Source organism: Marinobacter sp. EhC06, from assembly GCF_001650915.1.
In the GTDB taxonomy this organism is placed as follows: Bacteria; Pseudomonadota; Gammaproteobacteria; order Pseudomonadales; family Oleiphilaceae; genus Marinobacter.
The window spans coordinates 24,038-40,398 of the sequence record NZ_LXYO01000004.1; the positions used below are offsets into that span (position 1 = coordinate 24,038).

General features: G+C 58.7%; 18 protein-coding genes. 5 read left to right on the forward strand and 13 right to left on the reverse strand.

The annotated features are described in order from the left end of the window. Positions 1–38: 38 nt before the first annotated feature. The 6 genes from A8B84_RS04020 to A8B84_RS04050 form a co-directional block, all read right to left on the reverse strand. Complete coding sequence (locus tag A8B84_RS04020) at positions 39–1,292, reverse strand: D-amino acid dehydrogenase (protein ID WP_064228259.1); 1,254 nt, start codon at positions 1,290–1,292, stop codon at positions 39–41. A gap of 145 nt (positions 1,293–1,437) precedes the next feature. After that, the gene (locus tag A8B84_RS04025) at positions 1,438–1,794 is read right to left on the reverse strand and encodes a translation initiation factor Sui1 (RefSeq protein WP_064228258.1); all 357 of its coding nucleotides are present in this window, start codon (positions 1,792–1,794) and stop codon (positions 1,438–1,440) included. Positions 1,795–1,829: 35 nt separating this feature from the next. Then, positions 1,830–2,357 (reverse strand): DUF4136 domain-containing protein, encoded by a 528-nt coding sequence (locus A8B84_RS04030; protein ID WP_201257856.1) that lies wholly within the window; start codon positions 2,355–2,357, stop codon positions 1,830–1,832. 82 nt (positions 2,358–2,439) lie between these two features. Further along, positions 2,440–3,045 carry a YigZ family protein gene (locus tag A8B84_RS04035; protein WP_064228256.1) on the reverse strand — a complete coding sequence of 202 codons (606 nt, stop codon included), beginning with the start codon at positions 3,043–3,045 and terminating at the stop codon, positions 2,440–2,442. 168 nt (positions 3,046–3,213) lie between these two features. Then, positions 3,214–4,536, reverse strand: coding sequence for a sensor histidine kinase (locus A8B84_RS04045; protein WP_064228255.1), 1,323 nt, complete (start codon positions 4,534–4,536; stop codon positions 3,214–3,216). Then, entirely contained in the window at positions 4,533–5,219 is a 687-nt protein-coding gene (locus A8B84_RS04050; protein ID WP_064228254.1) for a response regulator transcription factor, read from the reverse strand. Before A8B84_RS04050 ends, A8B84_RS04045 begins: the two co-directional genes overlap by 4 nt. Positions 5,220–5,416: 197 nt before the next feature. Between A8B84_RS04050 and A8B84_RS04055 the strand changes: the two genes are divergently transcribed. Together A8B84_RS04055 and A8B84_RS04060 are read left to right on the forward strand one after the other, a co-directional pair. Continuing rightward, positions 5,417–6,583, forward strand: coding sequence for a GNAT family N-acetyltransferase (locus A8B84_RS04055; RefSeq protein ID WP_064228287.1), 1,167 nt, complete (start codon positions 5,417–5,419; stop codon positions 6,581–6,583). Between the two features lie 47 nt (positions 6,584–6,630). Then, a complete protein-coding gene (locus A8B84_RS04060) occupies positions 6,631–7,296 on the forward strand; it encodes a hypothetical protein (RefSeq protein ID WP_064228253.1) in 666 nt (221 codons plus the stop codon). A gap of 11 nt (positions 7,297–7,307) precedes the next feature. Here A8B84_RS04060 and A8B84_RS04065 read toward each other — a convergent pair whose 3' ends face one another. Then, positions 7,308–7,523: a dodecin gene (locus A8B84_RS04065; protein WP_008173934.1), complete on the reverse strand. Its 216-nt coding sequence runs from the start codon at positions 7,521–7,523 to the stop codon at positions 7,308–7,310. Between the two features lie 192 nt (positions 7,524–7,715). Here A8B84_RS04065 and A8B84_RS04070 point away from each other — a divergent pair, with 192 nt between their 5' ends. Continuing rightward, positions 7,716–8,489 (forward strand): DUF3750 domain-containing protein, encoded by a 774-nt coding sequence (locus A8B84_RS04070; RefSeq protein WP_064228252.1) that lies wholly within the window; start codon positions 7,716–7,718, stop codon positions 8,487–8,489. Positions 8,490–8,623: 134 nt separating this feature from the next. On the opposite strand, the gene A8B84_RS04075 is transcribed toward A8B84_RS04070, so the two are convergent. From A8B84_RS04075 to A8B84_RS04090, 4 genes are all read right to left on the reverse strand, one after another. After that, a complete protein-coding gene (locus A8B84_RS04075; RefSeq protein ID WP_064228251.1) occupies positions 8,624–9,940 on the reverse strand; it encodes a hypothetical protein in 1,317 nt (438 codons plus the stop codon). 88 nt (positions 9,941–10,028) lie between these two features. Beyond that, the gene (locus A8B84_RS04080) at positions 10,029–10,340 is read right to left on the reverse strand and encodes an AzlD family protein (RefSeq protein ID WP_064228250.1); all 312 of its coding nucleotides are present in this window, start codon (positions 10,338–10,340) and stop codon (positions 10,029–10,031) included. Further along, complete coding sequence (locus tag A8B84_RS04085) at positions 10,330–11,070, reverse strand: AzlC family ABC transporter permease (RefSeq protein ID WP_064228249.1); 741 nt, start codon at positions 11,068–11,070, stop codon at positions 10,330–10,332. Before A8B84_RS04085 ends, A8B84_RS04080 begins: the two co-directional genes overlap by 11 nt. Before the next feature lie 69 nt (positions 11,071–11,139). Next, positions 11,140–11,682, reverse strand: a complete 543-nt coding sequence (locus A8B84_RS04090; RefSeq protein WP_064228248.1) for a hypothetical protein — start codon at positions 11,680–11,682, stop codon at positions 11,140–11,142. A 326-nt stretch (positions 11,683–12,008) separates the two neighbouring features. Here A8B84_RS04090 and A8B84_RS04095 point away from each other — a divergent pair, with 326 nt between their 5' ends. Together A8B84_RS04095 and A8B84_RS04100 are read left to right on the forward strand one after the other, a co-directional pair. Next, positions 12,009–13,106, forward strand: coding sequence for a Glu/Leu/Phe/Val family dehydrogenase (locus tag A8B84_RS04095; protein WP_064228247.1), 1,098 nt, complete (start codon positions 12,009–12,011; stop codon positions 13,104–13,106). Positions 13,107–13,197: 91 nt separating this feature from the next. Continuing rightward, positions 13,198–14,610, forward strand: a complete 1,413-nt coding sequence (locus A8B84_RS04100; RefSeq protein WP_064228246.1) for a sodium-dependent transporter — start codon at positions 13,198–13,200, stop codon at positions 14,608–14,610. A gap of 6 nt (positions 14,611–14,616) precedes the next feature. Here A8B84_RS04100 and A8B84_RS04105 read toward each other — a convergent pair whose 3' ends face one another. Together A8B84_RS04105 and A8B84_RS04110 are read right to left on the reverse strand one after the other, a co-directional pair. Beyond that, positions 14,617–15,519 (reverse strand): NAD-dependent protein deacetylase, encoded by a 903-nt coding sequence (locus A8B84_RS04105; RefSeq protein WP_064228245.1) that lies wholly within the window; start codon positions 15,517–15,519, stop codon positions 14,617–14,619. A gap of 15 nt (positions 15,520–15,534) precedes the next feature. After that, a complete protein-coding gene (locus A8B84_RS04110) occupies positions 15,535–16,266 on the reverse strand; it encodes a hypothetical protein (RefSeq protein WP_064228244.1) in 732 nt (243 codons plus the stop codon). Positions 16,267–16,361 lie beyond the last annotated feature (95 nt).

Sequence of the window (16,361 nt, forward strand, 5' to 3'; positions counted from 1 at the left end):
GGGTCAGATGAAGGCTTTCATCTGGCCCCTTTTCGGTTTTATAACCCGGAGAAGGTAAAATCCACGTCCGGCGTGCGGCCGTCAATGATGTCCGCGAGTGCCGCGGCAGAGCCACAGGAATGGGTCCAGCCCAGGGTACCGTGCCCGGTATTCAGATACAGGTTGGCAAAGTGGCTTTTTCCGATGTAAGGCACATTGGAGGGGGTCGCAGGCCGCAGACCGGTCCAGAATTCCGCCTGGTCCCAGTAGCCCGCTTCGGGCATGACTTCCGCCGTCCTGCGGACGATGGCTCGGCAACGGGTGTAATTCAGTTTTCGGCTGTAGCCACTAAGCTCCGCCGTACCTGCAACTCGCATGCGGTCCCCAAGGCGTGAGTAAACCAGCTTGTACTCATCGTCGGTCAGGCTGACCTTGAACGCCGCCTCCTCGTTTTTCACCGGCACGGTAATCGAATAGCCCTTGGCCGGGTATATGTTGAGGAAAATACCCAGCTGCCGGGCCAGAGCCGCACTGAAGCTGCCCATACTAAGTACATAGGCATCCGCTCGGAGCGTCTCATGATGGCCTTCACGGAGAGTCTGGACCCCAAGCACCCGCTCTCCGGCGCGCTCAAAACTCAGAATTTCTGTGCCGTAGCGGAACTCCACCCCGGCTTCCGCGCAACGGGTGGCCAGATTCTGTGTGAACAACCGCGCATCACCGGATTCGTCTTCAGAGGTGTAGGTTGCCCCAGCGATCCGATTGCGGATCGGCTTGAGTGCCGGCTCGAGTTCAACCGCGCGATCGGCATCAATAACCTGCCGGTCACAACCCAGATCCTGCATGATCCGGGTAGGCGCCATGGCGCCATCAAACTCGGCGGGATTGGTGTAGAAATGCAGGATCCCCTTCTCGAGGTGGTCGTACTCTATGCCGGCTTCCTTACGCAGAGCCTGCAACTGGCTTCGGCTGTAGGTGCCAAGGTTCACTATCTGGCGGATATTGTGAGCGGCCCTGGCCGACGTGCATTGTCCCAGGAAAGAAAGCGCCCAGCGCCACTGGTCCGGATCCAGCTTTGGCCGGAACAGTAACGGCGCGTCCGGTCTGGTCAGCCATTTCAACACTTTCAGGGGGGCTGATGGATTGGCCCAGGGCTCGGCATGGGATACCGAGATCTGACCACCATTGGCATAACTGGTTTCCAGGCCGGCCTGATTCTGGCGATCAACCACGGTGACCTGGTGTCCCTGCTTTTGCAGATACCAGGCCGTGGTAATGCCCACAACGCCTGCGCCCAAAACCAGTATATGCATGCTTGCCTCCGGTCGAACGGATCCTGCCATCCCCAGGGATATACCCCGGGGATTTCCGGCCAGATTCCGGTTGATGTAAAACTCGGGATTCGTTGTTCGAGGGCTCTATTGTAACGTGAGCAAGGGGGAATTGCGTGTTATACCATTAGCCACCAGCGCGCTTGACCGTCCACCCCTTCTGTTCCAGCAATGGAATCAGAAGATCTCTCTGGTCGCCCTGGATTTCGACCACGCCGTCTTTTACCGTGCCTCCGGTGCCGCATTTCGCTTTCAACACCTTGGCATAGGCTTTGAGTTCTTTGTCATCCAGCGGGATGCCGGTAATCAGGGTGACACCCTTGCCTTTACGACCTTTGGTTTCCCGGCTCACCCTTACGATACCGTCTCCGGCGGGCCGTGATGGCGCAGTGCAGGTGCATTCATTCACCGGGTTGCGACAATCCGGGCACATACGCCCCTGCTCGGTCGAAAAAACCAGACCGCCCTCAGATCGCTTCTTCATTCCGTCTCCGTGCTATTCCGGTCTTGCCCGGCCTTTCAATCAAGACCGGGAGGGTACTTGGTAAACATTTCAGCCACGACCTCGTCAATCAGTTCCCTGCGGGTCTCGGGTGACTGGTTTTCATTCAGATAGCGACGGCTGGCGGCCCGCCAGACAACTTCTTTCGACTTGCTGTCTGCCAGCTCTACAACCAATTTTCCCTCTTCAATTTCACGCACCGGGGGCGGTGCGGACAGGGCCCAGCCGAAGTTACCGCTGCCGAAACCAAAACCCAGTCCCAGTCCCGTCTGCTCAAGACGCTCCTCGGGCACGATCTGCCAGCTCACCAGCAAGTCGGCCTCTGCCTCAGGGACCTGTTTCAGCGCTTTGCGATTCAGCTCTCGCTCAACGGCACTGCGCACCCGAGTGCCGTCGAGCGAGGTAAAGGATGACGAGCCGTTACCACTGGCAAACGCCCAGGATGAATAATTTCCAAAAACCACAGACGAGTTATAGTCGGTCACCACATTGCTGGCGCAACCGGTCATGGCCAATGTAACAACCGCCAACATCAGAAAACGCATCATGATTTCTGCCCTCAATTCAGAAGAACGCTCTTTAAACAGTATACGCGTAGCAGACGTGTGACGATGCCCCCTGGATCCATCATCTTTCAAAACTGTAATCCAGCTTATGGGCATCGCAGAAAGCCCCGAACTCTGCCTGGCAGTCCTCCGGAACCAGTACCCGCGCACGAACGGATGCCCCATAATCGACAGACTCCACCGATGCACCGTTAACCTCACACCAATGGCGCAGGGGCTGTTCATCGGCAAAGGAGAGGGAAACCAGCACATCCGTCATGGGTTTCTGCACCACGCGGTCAACCGCTGACAGAACACTCTCTGCTGCCCCGGCATAGGCCCGCACCAGTCCGCCGGCACCCAGCTTGATACCGCCAAAGTACCGGATCACCATCACCAGGACATCACCCATATCCTTGTGCTGAATCACATTCAGAATCGGCTTGCCTGCCGTTCCGGAGGGTTCGCCATCGTCGTTCATGGCGGCCTCGGCGGCAGAACCGGGGCGGCCGATCTGGTAGGCCCAGCAGATATGACGGGCGTCCGGATGATCCTGATGCGCCTGCTCCAGCCACTCCTTTACTTCCTCCCGGGAACCCACCGGGGCCACCCGAGCAATGAACCGGCTTTTCTTCACTTCCGTTTCACGCTCAAGGTATCCTGCGGGAACGGGGTAATCTTTTTTCATGGACAACGACCTATGGCCTCTGACGGCGAGTACAACAACCCGGGCACTGCCAAACCCGCAAAAATTCGCAAAGCAGCCTGCGGAATCCGCTTTGACGAGGACGAGTTGCAGGAGGGTATCGACTTTTCAGGGGCAGAGAAACTGAAACCCTCCGATTCGGAGCCCGAATCAGCCGCCCCCGAAAAACACCGGCAGACGAACCGTCACCCTTAAGCCACCACGCTCACCGGCCTCTGCTGCTATTGAACCATCGTGGGCAGCAACGATGTCCCTGGCAATAGCCAGCCCCAGTCCCCAGCCTTTGCCTCCGCGGGACTTATCGGCCCTGAAAAACGGCTCGAAAAGCTGATCCATAAGCTCCGGCGGGACGCCCGGCCCTTCGTCATCCACCGCCAGACTGAGCCAGCCACCTGAGACCGTCACACCCAGATGGACGGCCCTGCCCGGCGGCGTATGATCAAGGGCATTTTGCAGGATATTGTCGATGGCTCGCTGTAGAAGGCCCTCGTCGCCGAGAACGGATACTCGTGCGCTTTCCTGTGACACAACCAGCTTGCAGTCCACACCCTGGTGTTCGGCGTAGTCTGCAGCATCCTGGAGCACCTGGTTGATTACGTGCACGGGCCTCAGGGGTTCCCGCTCAATATCACCGCCAGCGTCAGTCACCCGGTACAGGGTCAGGATCTGTCCGGTCATGGTTTCAAGCCGCTCGTTCTGGCGCAGGATACTGGCCATCAGCTCCTCATCAGCGCCGGACTCGTTCGCCAGTTCAATGGCGATACGCTGGCGGGTGAGCGGCGTTCGGAGATCGTGGGAAATATCCCGGAGCAGGTATTTCTGACGATCCAGAAGGCTGCACAGCTGCTCTGTCATGGCATTGAAGGCGGTCGCCAACTGCCCCACCTCATCCCTGCGTTGTGCGATCTTTTCGCTGACCCTGAGAGAGTTATCCCCGCCCGCAATCGCCCGGGCCGTGCTCTCCATATGCCGCAGCGGCCTTGATACCAGGCGGGCGATCCACCAGCACGCCAGGGAAATCATCAGCAAGGCCAGCCCGAACTCTATAGCCCGGAAGAACCTGGGGTTGAGCCAGCCAGCGCCCTGCACCCGGGGCCAGGCCACCAACCTGTAACCGCTGCCAACGTCCAGAACCGCCGGTTTCTGCGGATACCAGCCGGATTTCATGCGGTCGCGAATGAACGAAGGCAGCTTGCCATCGTTCTCATCCTGTTCGAGCAGCACCAGAAACAGTTCAAGGCGCTCGCCCTCATCCCGCAGAAAGCGCCAGGCAGCACCTCGATCACCGGACTCACGGATTGCGATCGCCTCTTCGGCCAGATCCCTGAGACCTGCCTGCCGCTCGATCGCCTCCCGTTCCCGGTCGAGAAGCATTCTGGTTGCCAGATTGCTGGCCACCACGGTGACCGCCATGGCCAGCCAGATCGAGAGGAAGATCCGCCAGAACAGGGGGAACATGGGCCGCTGCTTCATTCAGGCACCCGATAGCTGTAACCCAGCCCGCGAACGGTTTCGATACGGGGCGGATCGTCGTTCCCCAGCTTCTTGCGAAGGTTACTGATGTGCATATCAAGGGTGCGGTCGTATGCCTCCAGCCGGCGGCCAAGGGCCCACTGCATGAGATCGGTTTTGCGGACCACGCTGCCTGCGTGCGCGAGAAGCACTTGCAGAACTTCGTATTCGGTGGCCGTCAGCTCCATGACAACATCGTTCTGGTATATCCGGCGATGACCGGGCTCGACCCTCAGGTCACCATAGGTCCGGGCAGCATTGACTTCGGTTTTCTGGTCCCAGGCAATCCGTCGCAACAGTGCCTGCAGGCGAGCCACCAGTTCCCGTGGGTTGCAGGGCTTGGGAATATAGTCATCGGCACCGACTTCAAAGCCCACGATCCTGTCGGTTTCATCGCCCCGGGCCGTCAGCAGCACAACCGGCAGATGAGTCTCTGCCCTCAATTCCCGCAAAACCTCAAGGCCGCTGATGTCCGGCAGCATAATGTCGAGCACGACGATATCGCAGTCCTGGCCAAGCGCCAGAGCCAATCCGTCCCGCCCGTTTGCTGCCTCGCGGACGGTGAAACCCTGATTGGTCAGGTAACGGGCAAGCAGTTCCCGCAGTTCATCATCGTCTTCGACCAGTAACACCCTGTTCTGCATCTTGCCTCTCCACCTGTCGTGCCGGCCACCGTTGCTGCCTGAAGTCTAACACGCTCGAGGCAAGTCGCTGATTCAGCCTTTCCCACTTTGCAGAACCTTTACACAGGCGTATCCCGGGCTTTAGAGCGTGATGAAGGATGATCAGAACCTGTGTTCTGACGTATGGTATCGGGTACACAAAGGAGTTTTCCCGCACCATGCCAGAATCCGGACCAGCGACTTTTTCCCTGGAAACCTGTTCCAGTATCAATGACATTCCCGCACGAGAGTGGGAGCGACTGGCAGGATGCACCAACCCTTTTCTTCGCTACGAGTTCTTCCAGGCTCTGGAAGAGTCCGGATGCACATCGGCAGCCACAGGCTGGTCTCCGAAACACCTGGTGTTCAAGTCGGATGGCAGAATCGTCGGCCTGGCACCGGCTTACCTGAAAAGCCACTCCATGGGTGAATACGTTTTTGACTGGGCCTGGGCCGATGCCTACCAGCGACATGGCCTTGCCTATTACCCGAAGCTGTTGATCGCCATCCCGTTTACGCCCTCTGCCGGCCCCCGGTTGCTGCTGGATCCGGGCCTGCGAGAACAACTGACACCAGAACAGATTCATGACCTTCTGGACACGCTGACCGACAAACTGGGCGCCCACTCCTGGCACCTTCTGTTCCCCGACAGCGAGGACCAGAAACTGCTCCACCAAGACCGGGAGTTGCACCGGATCGGATGCCAGTTCCACTGGCACAATCACGATTACGGGAACTTCGATGGTTTTCTGGCAGCGCTGACTTCCCGCAAGCGAAAGTCCATACGCAAGGAGCGCCGCCAGGTTGCCGAACAGGGCATTTCCTTTACCCGCTTCCACGGCCGGGGCATTCCGGAACATGTGCTGTCTGCCTTCTACGTATTTTACCGGGCCACCTACCTGAAACGGGGCCAGCGGCCTTACCTGAACAGGCGCTTCTTTGAACTGCTTCTGGAGCAGTTACCCGAGCATGTGCACCTGGTCATCGCCGAGCACGAAGACGAAATGATTGCCGGAGCCCTGTTTCTGGCGGGCAAAACCACCCTCTATGGGCGCTACTGGGGGTGCCTGGACGAATACAACCACCTGCACTTCGAAACCTGTTATTACCAGGGCATCGAACTGGCTATGGACCTGGGGCTGAGCCATATCGACGCCGGCGCCCAGGGTGAACACAAACTGGTACGTGGCTTTGAGCCGGTAATTACCCATTCATGGCATGGAATTCGGCACCCCGGCTTCCGCGAGGCCATCGAGAACTTCACCCACGAAGAAGCGGAACACGTGCTCGGTTATTTCGAAGACGCCAAATCCGTTCTGCCCTTCCGTCAGCAAGAGCAGGATTAGCTTCTATACTGAATTACCATACAGGAATTGCGCGGGGGTCAGAGACTATGGATACAGACCCATTATGGAACATGATATCGGCAGGCAGCCTCCCGCTGCTGCTGGCTGCGGGAGCCATGGTGTTTGCGCTTATCGCGCTGTTTCTCGGCTCGGGAGCACGGCGCCGCCACCAGGATCAGATGGCAGCACTGCGCGAGCGCTCCGACACCCTCTGGCGAGAAGTTGACGACATTCGGGTCGCGCAATTCAACCGTCCCGGTGAGGCGGGTAACGGCGGGACGGGCTCGTCGGTCGAGGAAGCCCTCTACCACACAGAAGTGGAAGCCTACAGCAAGATCTGGCCCCAGGTTTGGCATCTCCACGAACGCCTGGGCATGTTCCTCAGGGCGGTTGAAGCGGGCGAAGCCGCGGGTGAACTGAGGCTGGAAGCCCGCAATGCAGCCCTGGAGGCACGCAATCTATTAAACAGGAGCCGTCCCTTCTGTACCGAATCCGTCGAAGAACTGGTGACCCGGCTCATCGATGCCGAGATCAAGGCACACCTGGCGGCCTGCCAGTATCTGGATCTGCTCAAAGACGTCTCCAGCGCTTCATCCAACCACGACCGCCGGGTACTGCAGGACAAATGCCACAGTCTGCATGAGGGCGAGGCCCGGGAACTAATGAACCAGCTGGCTTCGTCCATCCGGCACCGGGCAATTCGAAGCAGCTAAAACTCGGTTATTCAGCTGTTAGCGATACGAAACCCGACTTTCATCACAACCTGGTAATGGCCTACCTTGCCGTCGACGATATGGCCGCGGGTTTCGGTTACCTCAAACCACTCCATGTTGCGGACACTTTTTCCACACTCCTCAAGCGCGTTCTCGATTGCATCTTCAATGCTTTTCTTTGAAGAACCGACAATTTCGACTTTTTTGTACACGTGATGGTCAGACATAAAACCCTCCTGAAACTTGCAGCTTGTATCTTTGAGCCTAGAAGAGAAGCCTGATGCCGGCAAACCAAGGCCCAGCGCCGTCCTCATCCGCCAACTAACGGGTGACGTATCTGTTCGCTACAATCAATGTAGTGATCCGGAACTTTCTACGGCCAAAGGGTCCCGGATATCCTCACGCTTGGGACTGGGTTCATGAAACGATTTCTGAAATACACCGGCTGGTTGGTCGGTGCCGTACTCCTGCTGCTGTCCGGCCCGATCCTGCTTGCCACGAGCGGAAGCCTGCAGGGGGCTGAGAGCTGGCAAACAGCAACCCGGGAGAGTGCCCGGATTGCGCCTTTGCCAGAGCAGGCCGAGGAAGCCATCGTTCAGGTGTATGGCGCCCGGGCCTGGAGTTGGCGGGGTTACTTTGCCGTCCATACCTGGATAGCCACCAAGGAAAAAGGCGCCAGCCACTATCGTGTTCATGAGGTAACCGGATGGCGCAGCTACGTGGTCAATTCCCGCCCGGGTGAGCCGGACAGGCACTGGTACGGAGCGAAACCGGAACTCTATGCCGACATCCGCGGTGAAGAGGCCGAAAAGCTTATTCCCGACATCTACCAGGCGGTGGAATCCTACCCCTACCCGACCGAATATGAAGCCTGGCCCGGCCCGAACAGCAATACCTTCGTGGCCTGGGTAATACGGGACGTTCCGGGGCTGGATGTTGCCTTGCCCAACCATGCCATTGGTAAGGACTTCCTCGGCGACCGAGTGATAGCAGAGGTTCCGGGTGGCACTGGCTATCAGTTCTCGTTGGGCGGGTACTTTGGTGTACTAGCGGGTATTCGGGAAGGCCTGGAGTTGAATCTTCTGGGCCTTTCCTTCGGTATCAATCCGCTGGCTTTGGGGGTCAAATTGCCGGGCATCGGCGAATTAGCGCTAAGAAACCCCAATCCGATGCCCAAGCCCTCCATGGAGTAAACAGACGGTCCGGCCGGGGGCAAGGCTCCCAAAAAACGCTGTGAATACGTCCGTGTACGCTTGGCTCCGCCATCCCTGGCTCCGCACATTTTTGGGAGCCTTGCCCCCGACCGGCCCTGCCTCGGAGTCGATCGCTACAAGCTGGCAAACTCCAGATACCGGCTCGCCGCCTGCTTCTTTTCGTCCTGGCTATTCAGCATTTCCAAACGCATCTTGTCGATCAGCTTCAGGTAATCCACGATCGGCGACTCGGGCTTGCCGGATTCTTTCGACTCTTCGATAAACGCCTTCTGCTTCTCGCGGATTTCGTTGAGCTTCTCAAGCGCCGAGCGGATCGCCTCCACCCGCGCCTCGACAAGGCCGTTACCACCCCGATCCGGCGAACCACGATCGCTACTCAGCACAGTCTCCGCAGCCGGCGCGTCGGCGGTGTTCTGCTCCGCGAGGTCCATTTCCTCCAGGGTGCGGACCTCGCCGTCGGTGGTCAGGTAAATGCCGGAACTCTTGATCTGGCCGAGGGGTACACCCTGGCTGTTGGCGAGGGTGAAGCGGTCTTCCACATTGTCCACGTATAGGGCTTGAACCCCGACCTCGCCAAGGGATTTGAGAGCCTGCGAGCCATCCGCGGTTTGCACCCAAACGGACAGCGACGCGAAGATCTCATCATTGGCATCGATCCAGCGGTTGCCGTCGTCATCGAACCTGGCCAGCTCGCCGAAACCGGAACCGCTCCGGGGACCGAAAAGTTCAGTGCCATCGTCCACCTTGCCGTTGCCATTGCGGTCCAGCACCAGGTAGCCGCTGCCGCTGCCCAGGGTGGCAAACTGGCCGGTTTCTCCATCACCGTTCAGATCGAACTCGAACAGCGTGTCGGTCAGGCGCGCGGTGGCATTGCCGAAGTTGATCACCAGAGGATCGGTGAGCGGCCGCTCCTGGATCTGGACCAGCTCCGAGTACTCGTAGGTCCGGGACTGGGACTGTCGCAGGGAAAGTGTGAAATCAATGGTTTCGCCGTTTTCGAGGCTTATGGTGCCGGTGGAGGCAAAGCTTCTGGATTCGCTCTCGGAGTAGAACATGTAGCGCCCGGCTGAAACTGAGAGGCTGCCGCGACCCTCGACGCCGGCATCACCGCCCAGAGCCGCACGGCTCACACTCAGCGCCTGTTGGCCCATCAGAAACAGCTCCGAGGTTTTCTCGGCGAGCTGGGCACTGGTGAACACGCTCTGCTGACCGTTGCCGGTTACCGTACTGCTGCCGCTGAAAGCGAGTTGCTCCTGGCTGCTGTAACGGTAGGCGGCCTGGCGCATAAGTGTCAGCTCTGAGCCCACTGCATTCGCGTTGGCCTGGGGCGCAGCCGGCGCTTGTCGGCTAATGCGCAGTTGGGTGCTGTCGAAAGCCGATACCTGGCGGGAACTGTCCTGGAAAAGCGAAATCTGGCTGGAGGAAATCATGGCTTTGGGTACCTGTAATCACTACACAGGTGTATCGGCCGGGAGACGCCAGACTTGAGCAGTTTTTAAGCACTTCAGATTCGAGAGGTCAGGCCAGGTACCGAACGATTCCGGCGGCAGCAATGCCGGCTGCAATGGCCGGCAGAGGCTTGCGTAATACCAGCATGGTAACGGCAGTCGTAATCAGGGCCGCCAGGGCTCCGGCGTCACCAGTCACCGCCATGGGCACGATAATGGCAACCAGGACTGAGCTGGCCATGGTATTGATGAAGCTCTCAATCCGCGGATTGATCTTCACGAACGACATAACGAACGCCCCACCGAAGCGAGTCACCAGTGTGACGGCCGTCATGACCGCAATCAGGAACAGAATGCCGGCCGTGGTGGTTTCAACGGTCATGGTCGCTTCCCTCCACACCTGCAGCTTGCTTGCGTTCAAGCCAGAAGAAGCCAATCGCGCCGCCCGCCAGGGCACCGACCACCACATGGGTGTTGGGTGGTAGCCATCGCCAGGCCGCCAATGAGGCCAACGCCGCAACGGCCCAGGCTACAAGTACCCTTGGGGACTTTTTCCCACCCAACGCCATTGCCAGCAGGAAGCAGCCGAGGACCATGTCCAGCCCGAGGGCTTTGGGATTCTGTAGCAACCCACCAAAGTAGACACCCAGGCCGGTGCCGATAATCCAGGCCAGCCACAGCGCCAGGCCACCACCGAGGATCACCTCCAGGTTACGCCGGCCACTCTGGTATTCCTGGGCAGAGACAGCCCAGTTGGCGTCTGTCAGCAGCAACAAGAGACCGTAACGCTTGCCTGGCGAGACATCCCTCAGCATCGGGTAAAGCGAAGCGCCCATGAGCAGATGGCGGGAGTTAATGGCAAAGACCACAGCAATCATCGGGAGGACAGATACTTCGGCGCCCCACATGTCGACGGCTGCAAACTGGGACGCCCCGGCAAAGACCGTGGCACTCATCAGCACAGCCTGGAGCGGTTCAAGGCCTTTCTGGGTAGCTGCCAAACCGAAGGCAGCGCCAAACGCCACCACAAACAATGAGATGGGAAGTAGCCGGAAGAACTCCACCCGCACCCGGGCCGGCTGAAGCTGATAAGAATAGGAAGCGACAGACATCAGGGGAAACTAGGCCAGTTTCCCCAATACGCGTATAGGTAGTTCCCGAAGAAACCACCAAATCTGAGACTAATGGACGAGGTGTATGCGTCCGTCTCCTGCTGCAAACGGATTGTTGAAACTGCTGCCCTCGCCCTGCAATTCTGCTTCCGGATGATTCCGGGCCATCAGGCGCTTCATCTGTTGTAAGTCGGGCCGTGGCACGTCAACCATGACCAGATGACGGCCAGCCTCAATGTCACTGTGGTATTTGCGGATTCGGTAGTTCTCGGTACCAATGCCGCCAAAGCCCCCGAGCCAGCCGCCTGCAATGATGGCGAACGCACCCATGGCCACATAGGCTGCGAGTGGCCACCCAAGACCTCCCCAGGTTGCCAGGGGTACGACGAAAAACAGCGTGAAAAGTGCGCCAATGATCATACCGCGTTCAACAAACCTTGGCAGATCGGTCCTGTCCAGCACACTCGCTGAATGCAGTCGGTGGGTATACAGGCCGGCTTCATCCTTGCTGACAATGTGAAAACGCCAGTCTGTGATCCCGCGTTCGTGCAGGTCTTGTGAGATTTCCTCGAGACTGTCGATGGAGTCCACAAGATAAAAGAGCCGTTTCATGATTCACCTCCTCTGAGCAAATCTGAGAAAGACACCCTGCGTTGATTATAATTTAACCAGAGCCGGTAACCCCATGATTGCTGGAACCGTTTTACGATAAGCCGGGACAGCATATGCCGCCTGTTTCTAATCGTTCACTTTTGCATGTTGACGTTAACGTCAATTGCGGCTAGTTTGTTTTTCGTCCAGCCCCAAAAGGGCATCTCCATCGGAAATCCCGATGGAAATATCGGACACCTGAAATCGGAACGCCGGCCACAAGCCGGTCGACAAGAACAAGATACCCGCTCATGCCGAGATCCGGCCCAGTGGGAGAGGATTTCACAATGCTATTCAGCCATCCCGAGTTCGATAACCACGAACATCTGTCCTTTTTCTGCGATCCCGAAACCGGTCTCAAGGCCATAGTTGCTATCCATAACACCTCCCGCGGCCCTGCACTGGGCGGCTGCCGGATGTTTCCCTATGCCTCTGATGAAGAAGCCCTGCGCGATGTCCTGCGACTGTCACGGGGCATGACCTACAAATCCGCCCTGGCCAATCTGGATCTGGGTGGCGGCAAATCGGTGATTATCGGTGACCCACGCAAACAGAAAACCGAAGCCCTGATGGAAGCCATGGGGCGCCATCTCGAGAGCCTGGGCGGCCAGTACATAGCGGCTGAAGATTCCGGCACCAGCGTCCCCGACCTCAAGGTAATGGGCCGGCATACGCGCCACGTGGCCGGAATTGCCTCACGCACCGGATTCGACGGCAACCCCAGCAACGGCGATCCATCACCGGCAACCGCCTACGGCACCTTTATCGGCCTGAAAGCAGCGGTAAAACACAAACTCGGCCGCGAAAACCTGAACGGGTTGAAGGTGGCCATCCAGGGCATCGGCAATGTCGGCTTCCGGCTGGCCAGACACCTGAGGGACGCCGGCGCTGAACTCTGGGTGTATGACATCCACGAGGACAATATGCAGCGGGCGGTGGATCAGCTGGGGGCCAGACCGGCAGCGGCCGAGGACATTCTGTCCCTGCCGGTAGACGTGGTTGCGCCCTGCGCCATGGGCGCGGTATTGAACGACAACAGCATTCCCCTACTGCAGGCCCGCATTGTCGCCGGCGCCGCCAACAATCTGCTGGAACACCCGGAGCACGATGCCATGCTGCGGGACCGGGGCATTCTCTATGCACCGGATTTTGCCATTAACGCCGGTGGCATCATCGATGTGTTCTACGAGCGCACCGGAGCCACACCGGAAACGGTTCGCGCCCACGTCGAGACCATTGGCGACACCCTGACCGAAATCTTCAACCGTTCCGACCGCTCGGGGCGCCCCACCGGGGAGATCGCCAACGAACTGGCCGAAGAACGGTTCAAAAAGCACACCGCCGGAGCCAGCCTGGCGCCCGAGCGGTTGGCTCGCACCGGCTGAGCTGACACCGGCGCACCCCTCAGGAAGCTGCAGATAGCTGCAGCTTCCCTCTTAAACCCTGATACAAAAACAAATACTCCGGGAGATAGTTATGTCTGTTACTTCATCAGATTCCGCCAGCCATTCAGGAGCGCTTGAAGGTTCAAACGCCCAACGCGGGCTCTGGTCATCACGCCTTGCCTTTATTCTTGCCGCCACCGGCTCCGCCGTAGGCCTGGGTAATATCTGGAAATTCCCCTATGTGACCGGTGAGAACGGGGGCGGCGCCTTTGTTCTGGTTTATCTGCTGTGCATCGCGGTCGTCGGTATTCCGATCATGATGGCGGAAGTCATGATCGGCCGTCGCGGTGGTCGAAGCCCCGTCAAGAGCCTGAGCCTGATTGCCGAACGGGACCGCCTCAACCCGGTCTGGAAGGTGGTCGGTGCCATCGGCATTCTGGCGGGTTTCCTGATTCTCTCGTTCTATTCGGTCATTGGCGGTTGGGCGATTTCCTACGTGGGTACAACCGCCAGCGGCCAGATTGCCGGTCAGTCGGCAGATGCCATCGGCGCTATCTTCTCCGGCCTTCTCAGCGATCCCACCACCCTGCTCGCCTGGCATACGCTGTTCATGGCGCTGGTGATGGTTGTGGTCGTGCGGGGTGTTCGCTCGGGCCTTGAGCGGGCGGTCAGCATCCTGATGCCGGCCCTGTTCGTGCTTCTGTTGATTGTTGTGGGCTATGCGATGACAACCGGACACTTTGCCCAGGCTGCGGCGTTCCTGTTTCAGCCGGATTTTTCCAAGCTCACAACGTCCGGGATCCTGGTGGCGCTGGGCCACGCATTCTTCACCCTTAGCCTGGGTATGGCGGTGATGATGGCCTACGGCTCCTACCTGCCCAAGAATATTTCCATCGCCAAGACCTCCATCACTGTGTCGGTCATCGACACCGGTGTGGCGCTGCTCGCAGGCCTGGCCATTTTCCCGATCGTCTTCGCCAATGGTCTTGAACCAGGCGCTGGCCCGGGGCTGATCTTCCAGACCCTGCCGCTGGCCTTCGGCCAGATGCCCATGGGCTCCCTGTTCGGCACCCTGTTTTTCGTATTGCTGATCTTCGCCGCCTGGACATCGGGGATTTCACTGCTGGAGCCCATTGTGGAATGGCTGGAGGAGCGTAAAGGCATGAACCGCACCGTCAGCACACTGGGCGCAGGTTTTGTCTGCTGGGGACTGGGTATCGCCTCGATTCTGTCCCTGAACCTCTGGTCCGACTTCGCACCCCTGGGCTTTGTGCCTGTGCTGGAAGGCAAGACCATTTTCGACCTGCTGGACTTCTTCACTGCCAACATCATGCTGCCCCTGGGCGGCTTGCTGGTTGCCCTGTTTGCAGGCTGGGTGATGTCGCGCGAGGCCATGGAGAAAGAACTGGCGCTGTCCCCGGGCATGTTCAACCTGTGGCTGATCACTGTGCGGTTCATTACCCCGGTGGCCGTGGCTGTAGTATTTATCTACAACCTGATGTAACCACCGCTATAACTGGTCGAGGGAGGCCTTCAGGGTCTCCCCGATCCTTGCGTTCAGTTTCAGATCCACCAGATCCTCCGCCCGTGTCCGCCCCAGATTCAGGGTGGCAATGGGCTTGTTCCACTCGTTGGCGTACCGGCAGAAACGGAAGCCGGAATACACCATCAACGACGAACCAATCACCAGAAGGCCATCACTGGCTTTGAGCGTATCCAGGGCCGAATACACCCGGTCTTTGGGAACAAAGTCACCAAAGAACACCACATCGGGCTTCAGAATCCCCTCGCACTTCGGACAGTCCGCCAGCCGGAAATCCTCGAAATCCACATCCAGATCGGCATCGCCATCCGGTGCCGTATCGGCGGTATATTTCTGGAACCCCGGGTTCAGATCCGCGCAGCGATCGTGTACCTCATCCCGAGGGCAGCGGTAGCCGCAACTCATGCACACCACCTCATCGGCCCGCCCGTGCAGGTCCGTCACCGCCCGGGTGCCTGCCTTCTGGTGCAACCGATCCACGTTCTGGGTAACCACCAGGCTGCTGTGGTTGAGCAGTTCCAGGTCTGAGATGTAATGATGGGAAGGGTTGGGCCTGGCATTACGCATCACCGGCCAGCCAATCAGGCTGCGACCCCAGTAGCGTTGGCGGGTGTAAACATCTTCCATGAACGCCTTGTGCTGAACCGGCTGCTTGCGCTTCCAGGCGCCATCGCCATCCCGGTAGTCCGGAATACCGGAATCCGTACTGACCCCGGCACCGGTCAGAATCAGCAAGCGAGGGTGGCGATGGATAAACTCCGCCAGCAACGCCCCGGCCTCGCTCGGTTCATGCAACACCGGCGGCTGATCCGGCTCAGGCAGACGCTGGCTGGAGCTGAAGGGTCGGCTGCGGTGCGTGGTTAAAGACATACAGACTCCGGTTTCTCAACCCGGCTTGCGGGCCACATACACGGTGTTGAACGATTCCCTGTTCTGAAATGGATTGAAAAAGGATACGACATGACAGGCCACATCGGTGAACACCTCGTTGAGAACGGCCATGAACTCGTCATCCTCGCCCTCGTTCGACCACATGGCAAACACCCCTCTGGGCTTCAGTTGCCGGGCCATCAGGCGCAGGTTGTTGGCGGTGTAGAAGCTGGCACTGGAATCGTGCAGCAGCGCCCGAGGCGAATGGTCGATGTCCAGGAGGATGGCATCGAACTGTTTGCCGGGATTCTCCGGTTCAAAACCACCAACCTCAGGATCTGCAACCGCAAGATCGAAGAAACTGCCATGTACGTAACGGTTCCGAGGGTCGGCATTCAGATCTTTACCCAGAGGCACCAGCTCCTGCTGATGCCAGCCGATGACCGGCTCCAGGTATTCAACCACCAGCAACTCGGCAACCCGCTCATGCCTGAGCGCCGCAACCGCGGTGTAACCCAGGCCCAGACCACCGACAACCACACTGAGGTCGTCACCCTCGGTTTCCCCCAGCCCGATATCCGAGAGGGCCACTTCGGCATCCACGAACATGCTGGACATCAGGAATTCCTCGCCCAGCTTTACCTCGTAGATATCCCGGTCACCAATGGCCGGAATCCGCCGCCGGCGCAGGGTGATCTCGCCAATCACCGACGGTTGGCTGTCAATTTGCTCGAAAAGCAGTCCCATTTGTTGTGACTCTTCTGGTTGGTCTGGTTTACAACTGTGCCGTTATTTCTGAGTTAACCGCTCTGGCCTTCAGATCCGTGCATTCGCCGGTGGGT

Bases quoted from the DNA above. Each gene is read 5' to 3' on its own strand.
- A8B84_RS04095 (WP_064228247.1), top strand. From the start codon at position 12,009: ATGCTATTCAGCCATCCCGAGTTCGATAACCACGAACATCTGTCCTTT.
- A8B84_RS04045 (WP_064228255.1), bottom strand. From the start codon at position 4,536: ATGAAGCAGCGGCCCATGTTCCCCCTGTTCTGGCGGATCTTCCTCTCG.
- A8B84_RS04080 (WP_064228250.1), bottom strand. From the start codon at position 10,340: ATGACCGTTGAAACCACCACGGCCGGCATTCTGTTCCTGATTGCGGTC.
- A8B84_RS04070 (WP_064228252.1), top strand. From the start codon at position 7,716: ATGAAACGATTTCTGAAATACACCGGCTGGTTGGTCGGTGCCGTACTC.
- A8B84_RS04110 (WP_064228244.1), bottom strand. From the start codon at position 16,266: ATGGGACTGCTTTTCGAGCAAATTGACAGCCAACCGTCGGTGATTGGC.
- A8B84_RS04060 (WP_064228253.1), top strand. From the start codon at position 6,631: ATGGATACAGACCCATTATGGAACATGATATCGGCAGGCAGCCTCCCG.
- A8B84_RS04030 (WP_201257856.1), bottom strand. From the start codon at position 2,357: ATGCGTTTTCTGATGTTGGCGGTTGTTACATTGGCCATGACCGGTTGC.
- A8B84_RS04050 (WP_064228254.1), bottom strand. From the start codon at position 5,219: ATGCAGAACAGGGTGTTACTGGTCGAAGACGATGATGAACTGCGGGAA.
- A8B84_RS04090 (WP_064228248.1), bottom strand. From the start codon at position 11,682: ATGAAACGGCTCTTTTATCTTGTGGACTCCATCGACAGTCTCGAGGAA.
- A8B84_RS04035 (WP_064228256.1), bottom strand. From the start codon at position 3,045: ATGAAAAAAGATTACCCCGTTCCCGCAGGATACCTTGAGCGTGAAACG.
- A8B84_RS04085 (WP_064228249.1), bottom strand. From the start codon at position 11,070: ATGTCTGTCGCTTCCTATTCTTATCAGCTTCAGCCGGCCCGGGTGCGG.
- A8B84_RS04105 (WP_064228245.1), bottom strand. From the start codon at position 15,519: ATGTCTTTAACCACGCACCGCAGCCGACCCTTCAGCTCCAGCCAGCGT.
- A8B84_RS04100 (WP_064228246.1), top strand. From the start codon at position 13,198: ATGTCTGTTACTTCATCAGATTCCGCCAGCCATTCAGGAGCGCTTGAA.
- A8B84_RS04025 (WP_064228258.1), bottom strand. From the start codon at position 1,794: ATGAAGAAGCGATCTGAGGGCGGTCTGGTTTTTTCGACCGAGCAGGGG.
- A8B84_RS04075 (WP_064228251.1), bottom strand. From the start codon at position 9,940: ATGATTTCCTCCAGCCAGATTTCGCTTTTCCAGGACAGTTCCCGCCAG.
- A8B84_RS04055 (WP_064228287.1), top strand. From the start codon at position 5,417: ATGCCAGAATCCGGACCAGCGACTTTTTCCCTGGAAACCTGTTCCAGT.
- A8B84_RS04020 (WP_064228259.1), bottom strand. From the start codon at position 1,292: ATGCATATACTGGTTTTGGGCGCAGGCGTTGTGGGCATTACCACGGCC.
- A8B84_RS04065 (WP_008173934.1), bottom strand. From the start codon at position 7,523: ATGTCTGACCATCACGTGTACAAAAAAGTCGAAATTGTCGGTTCTTCA.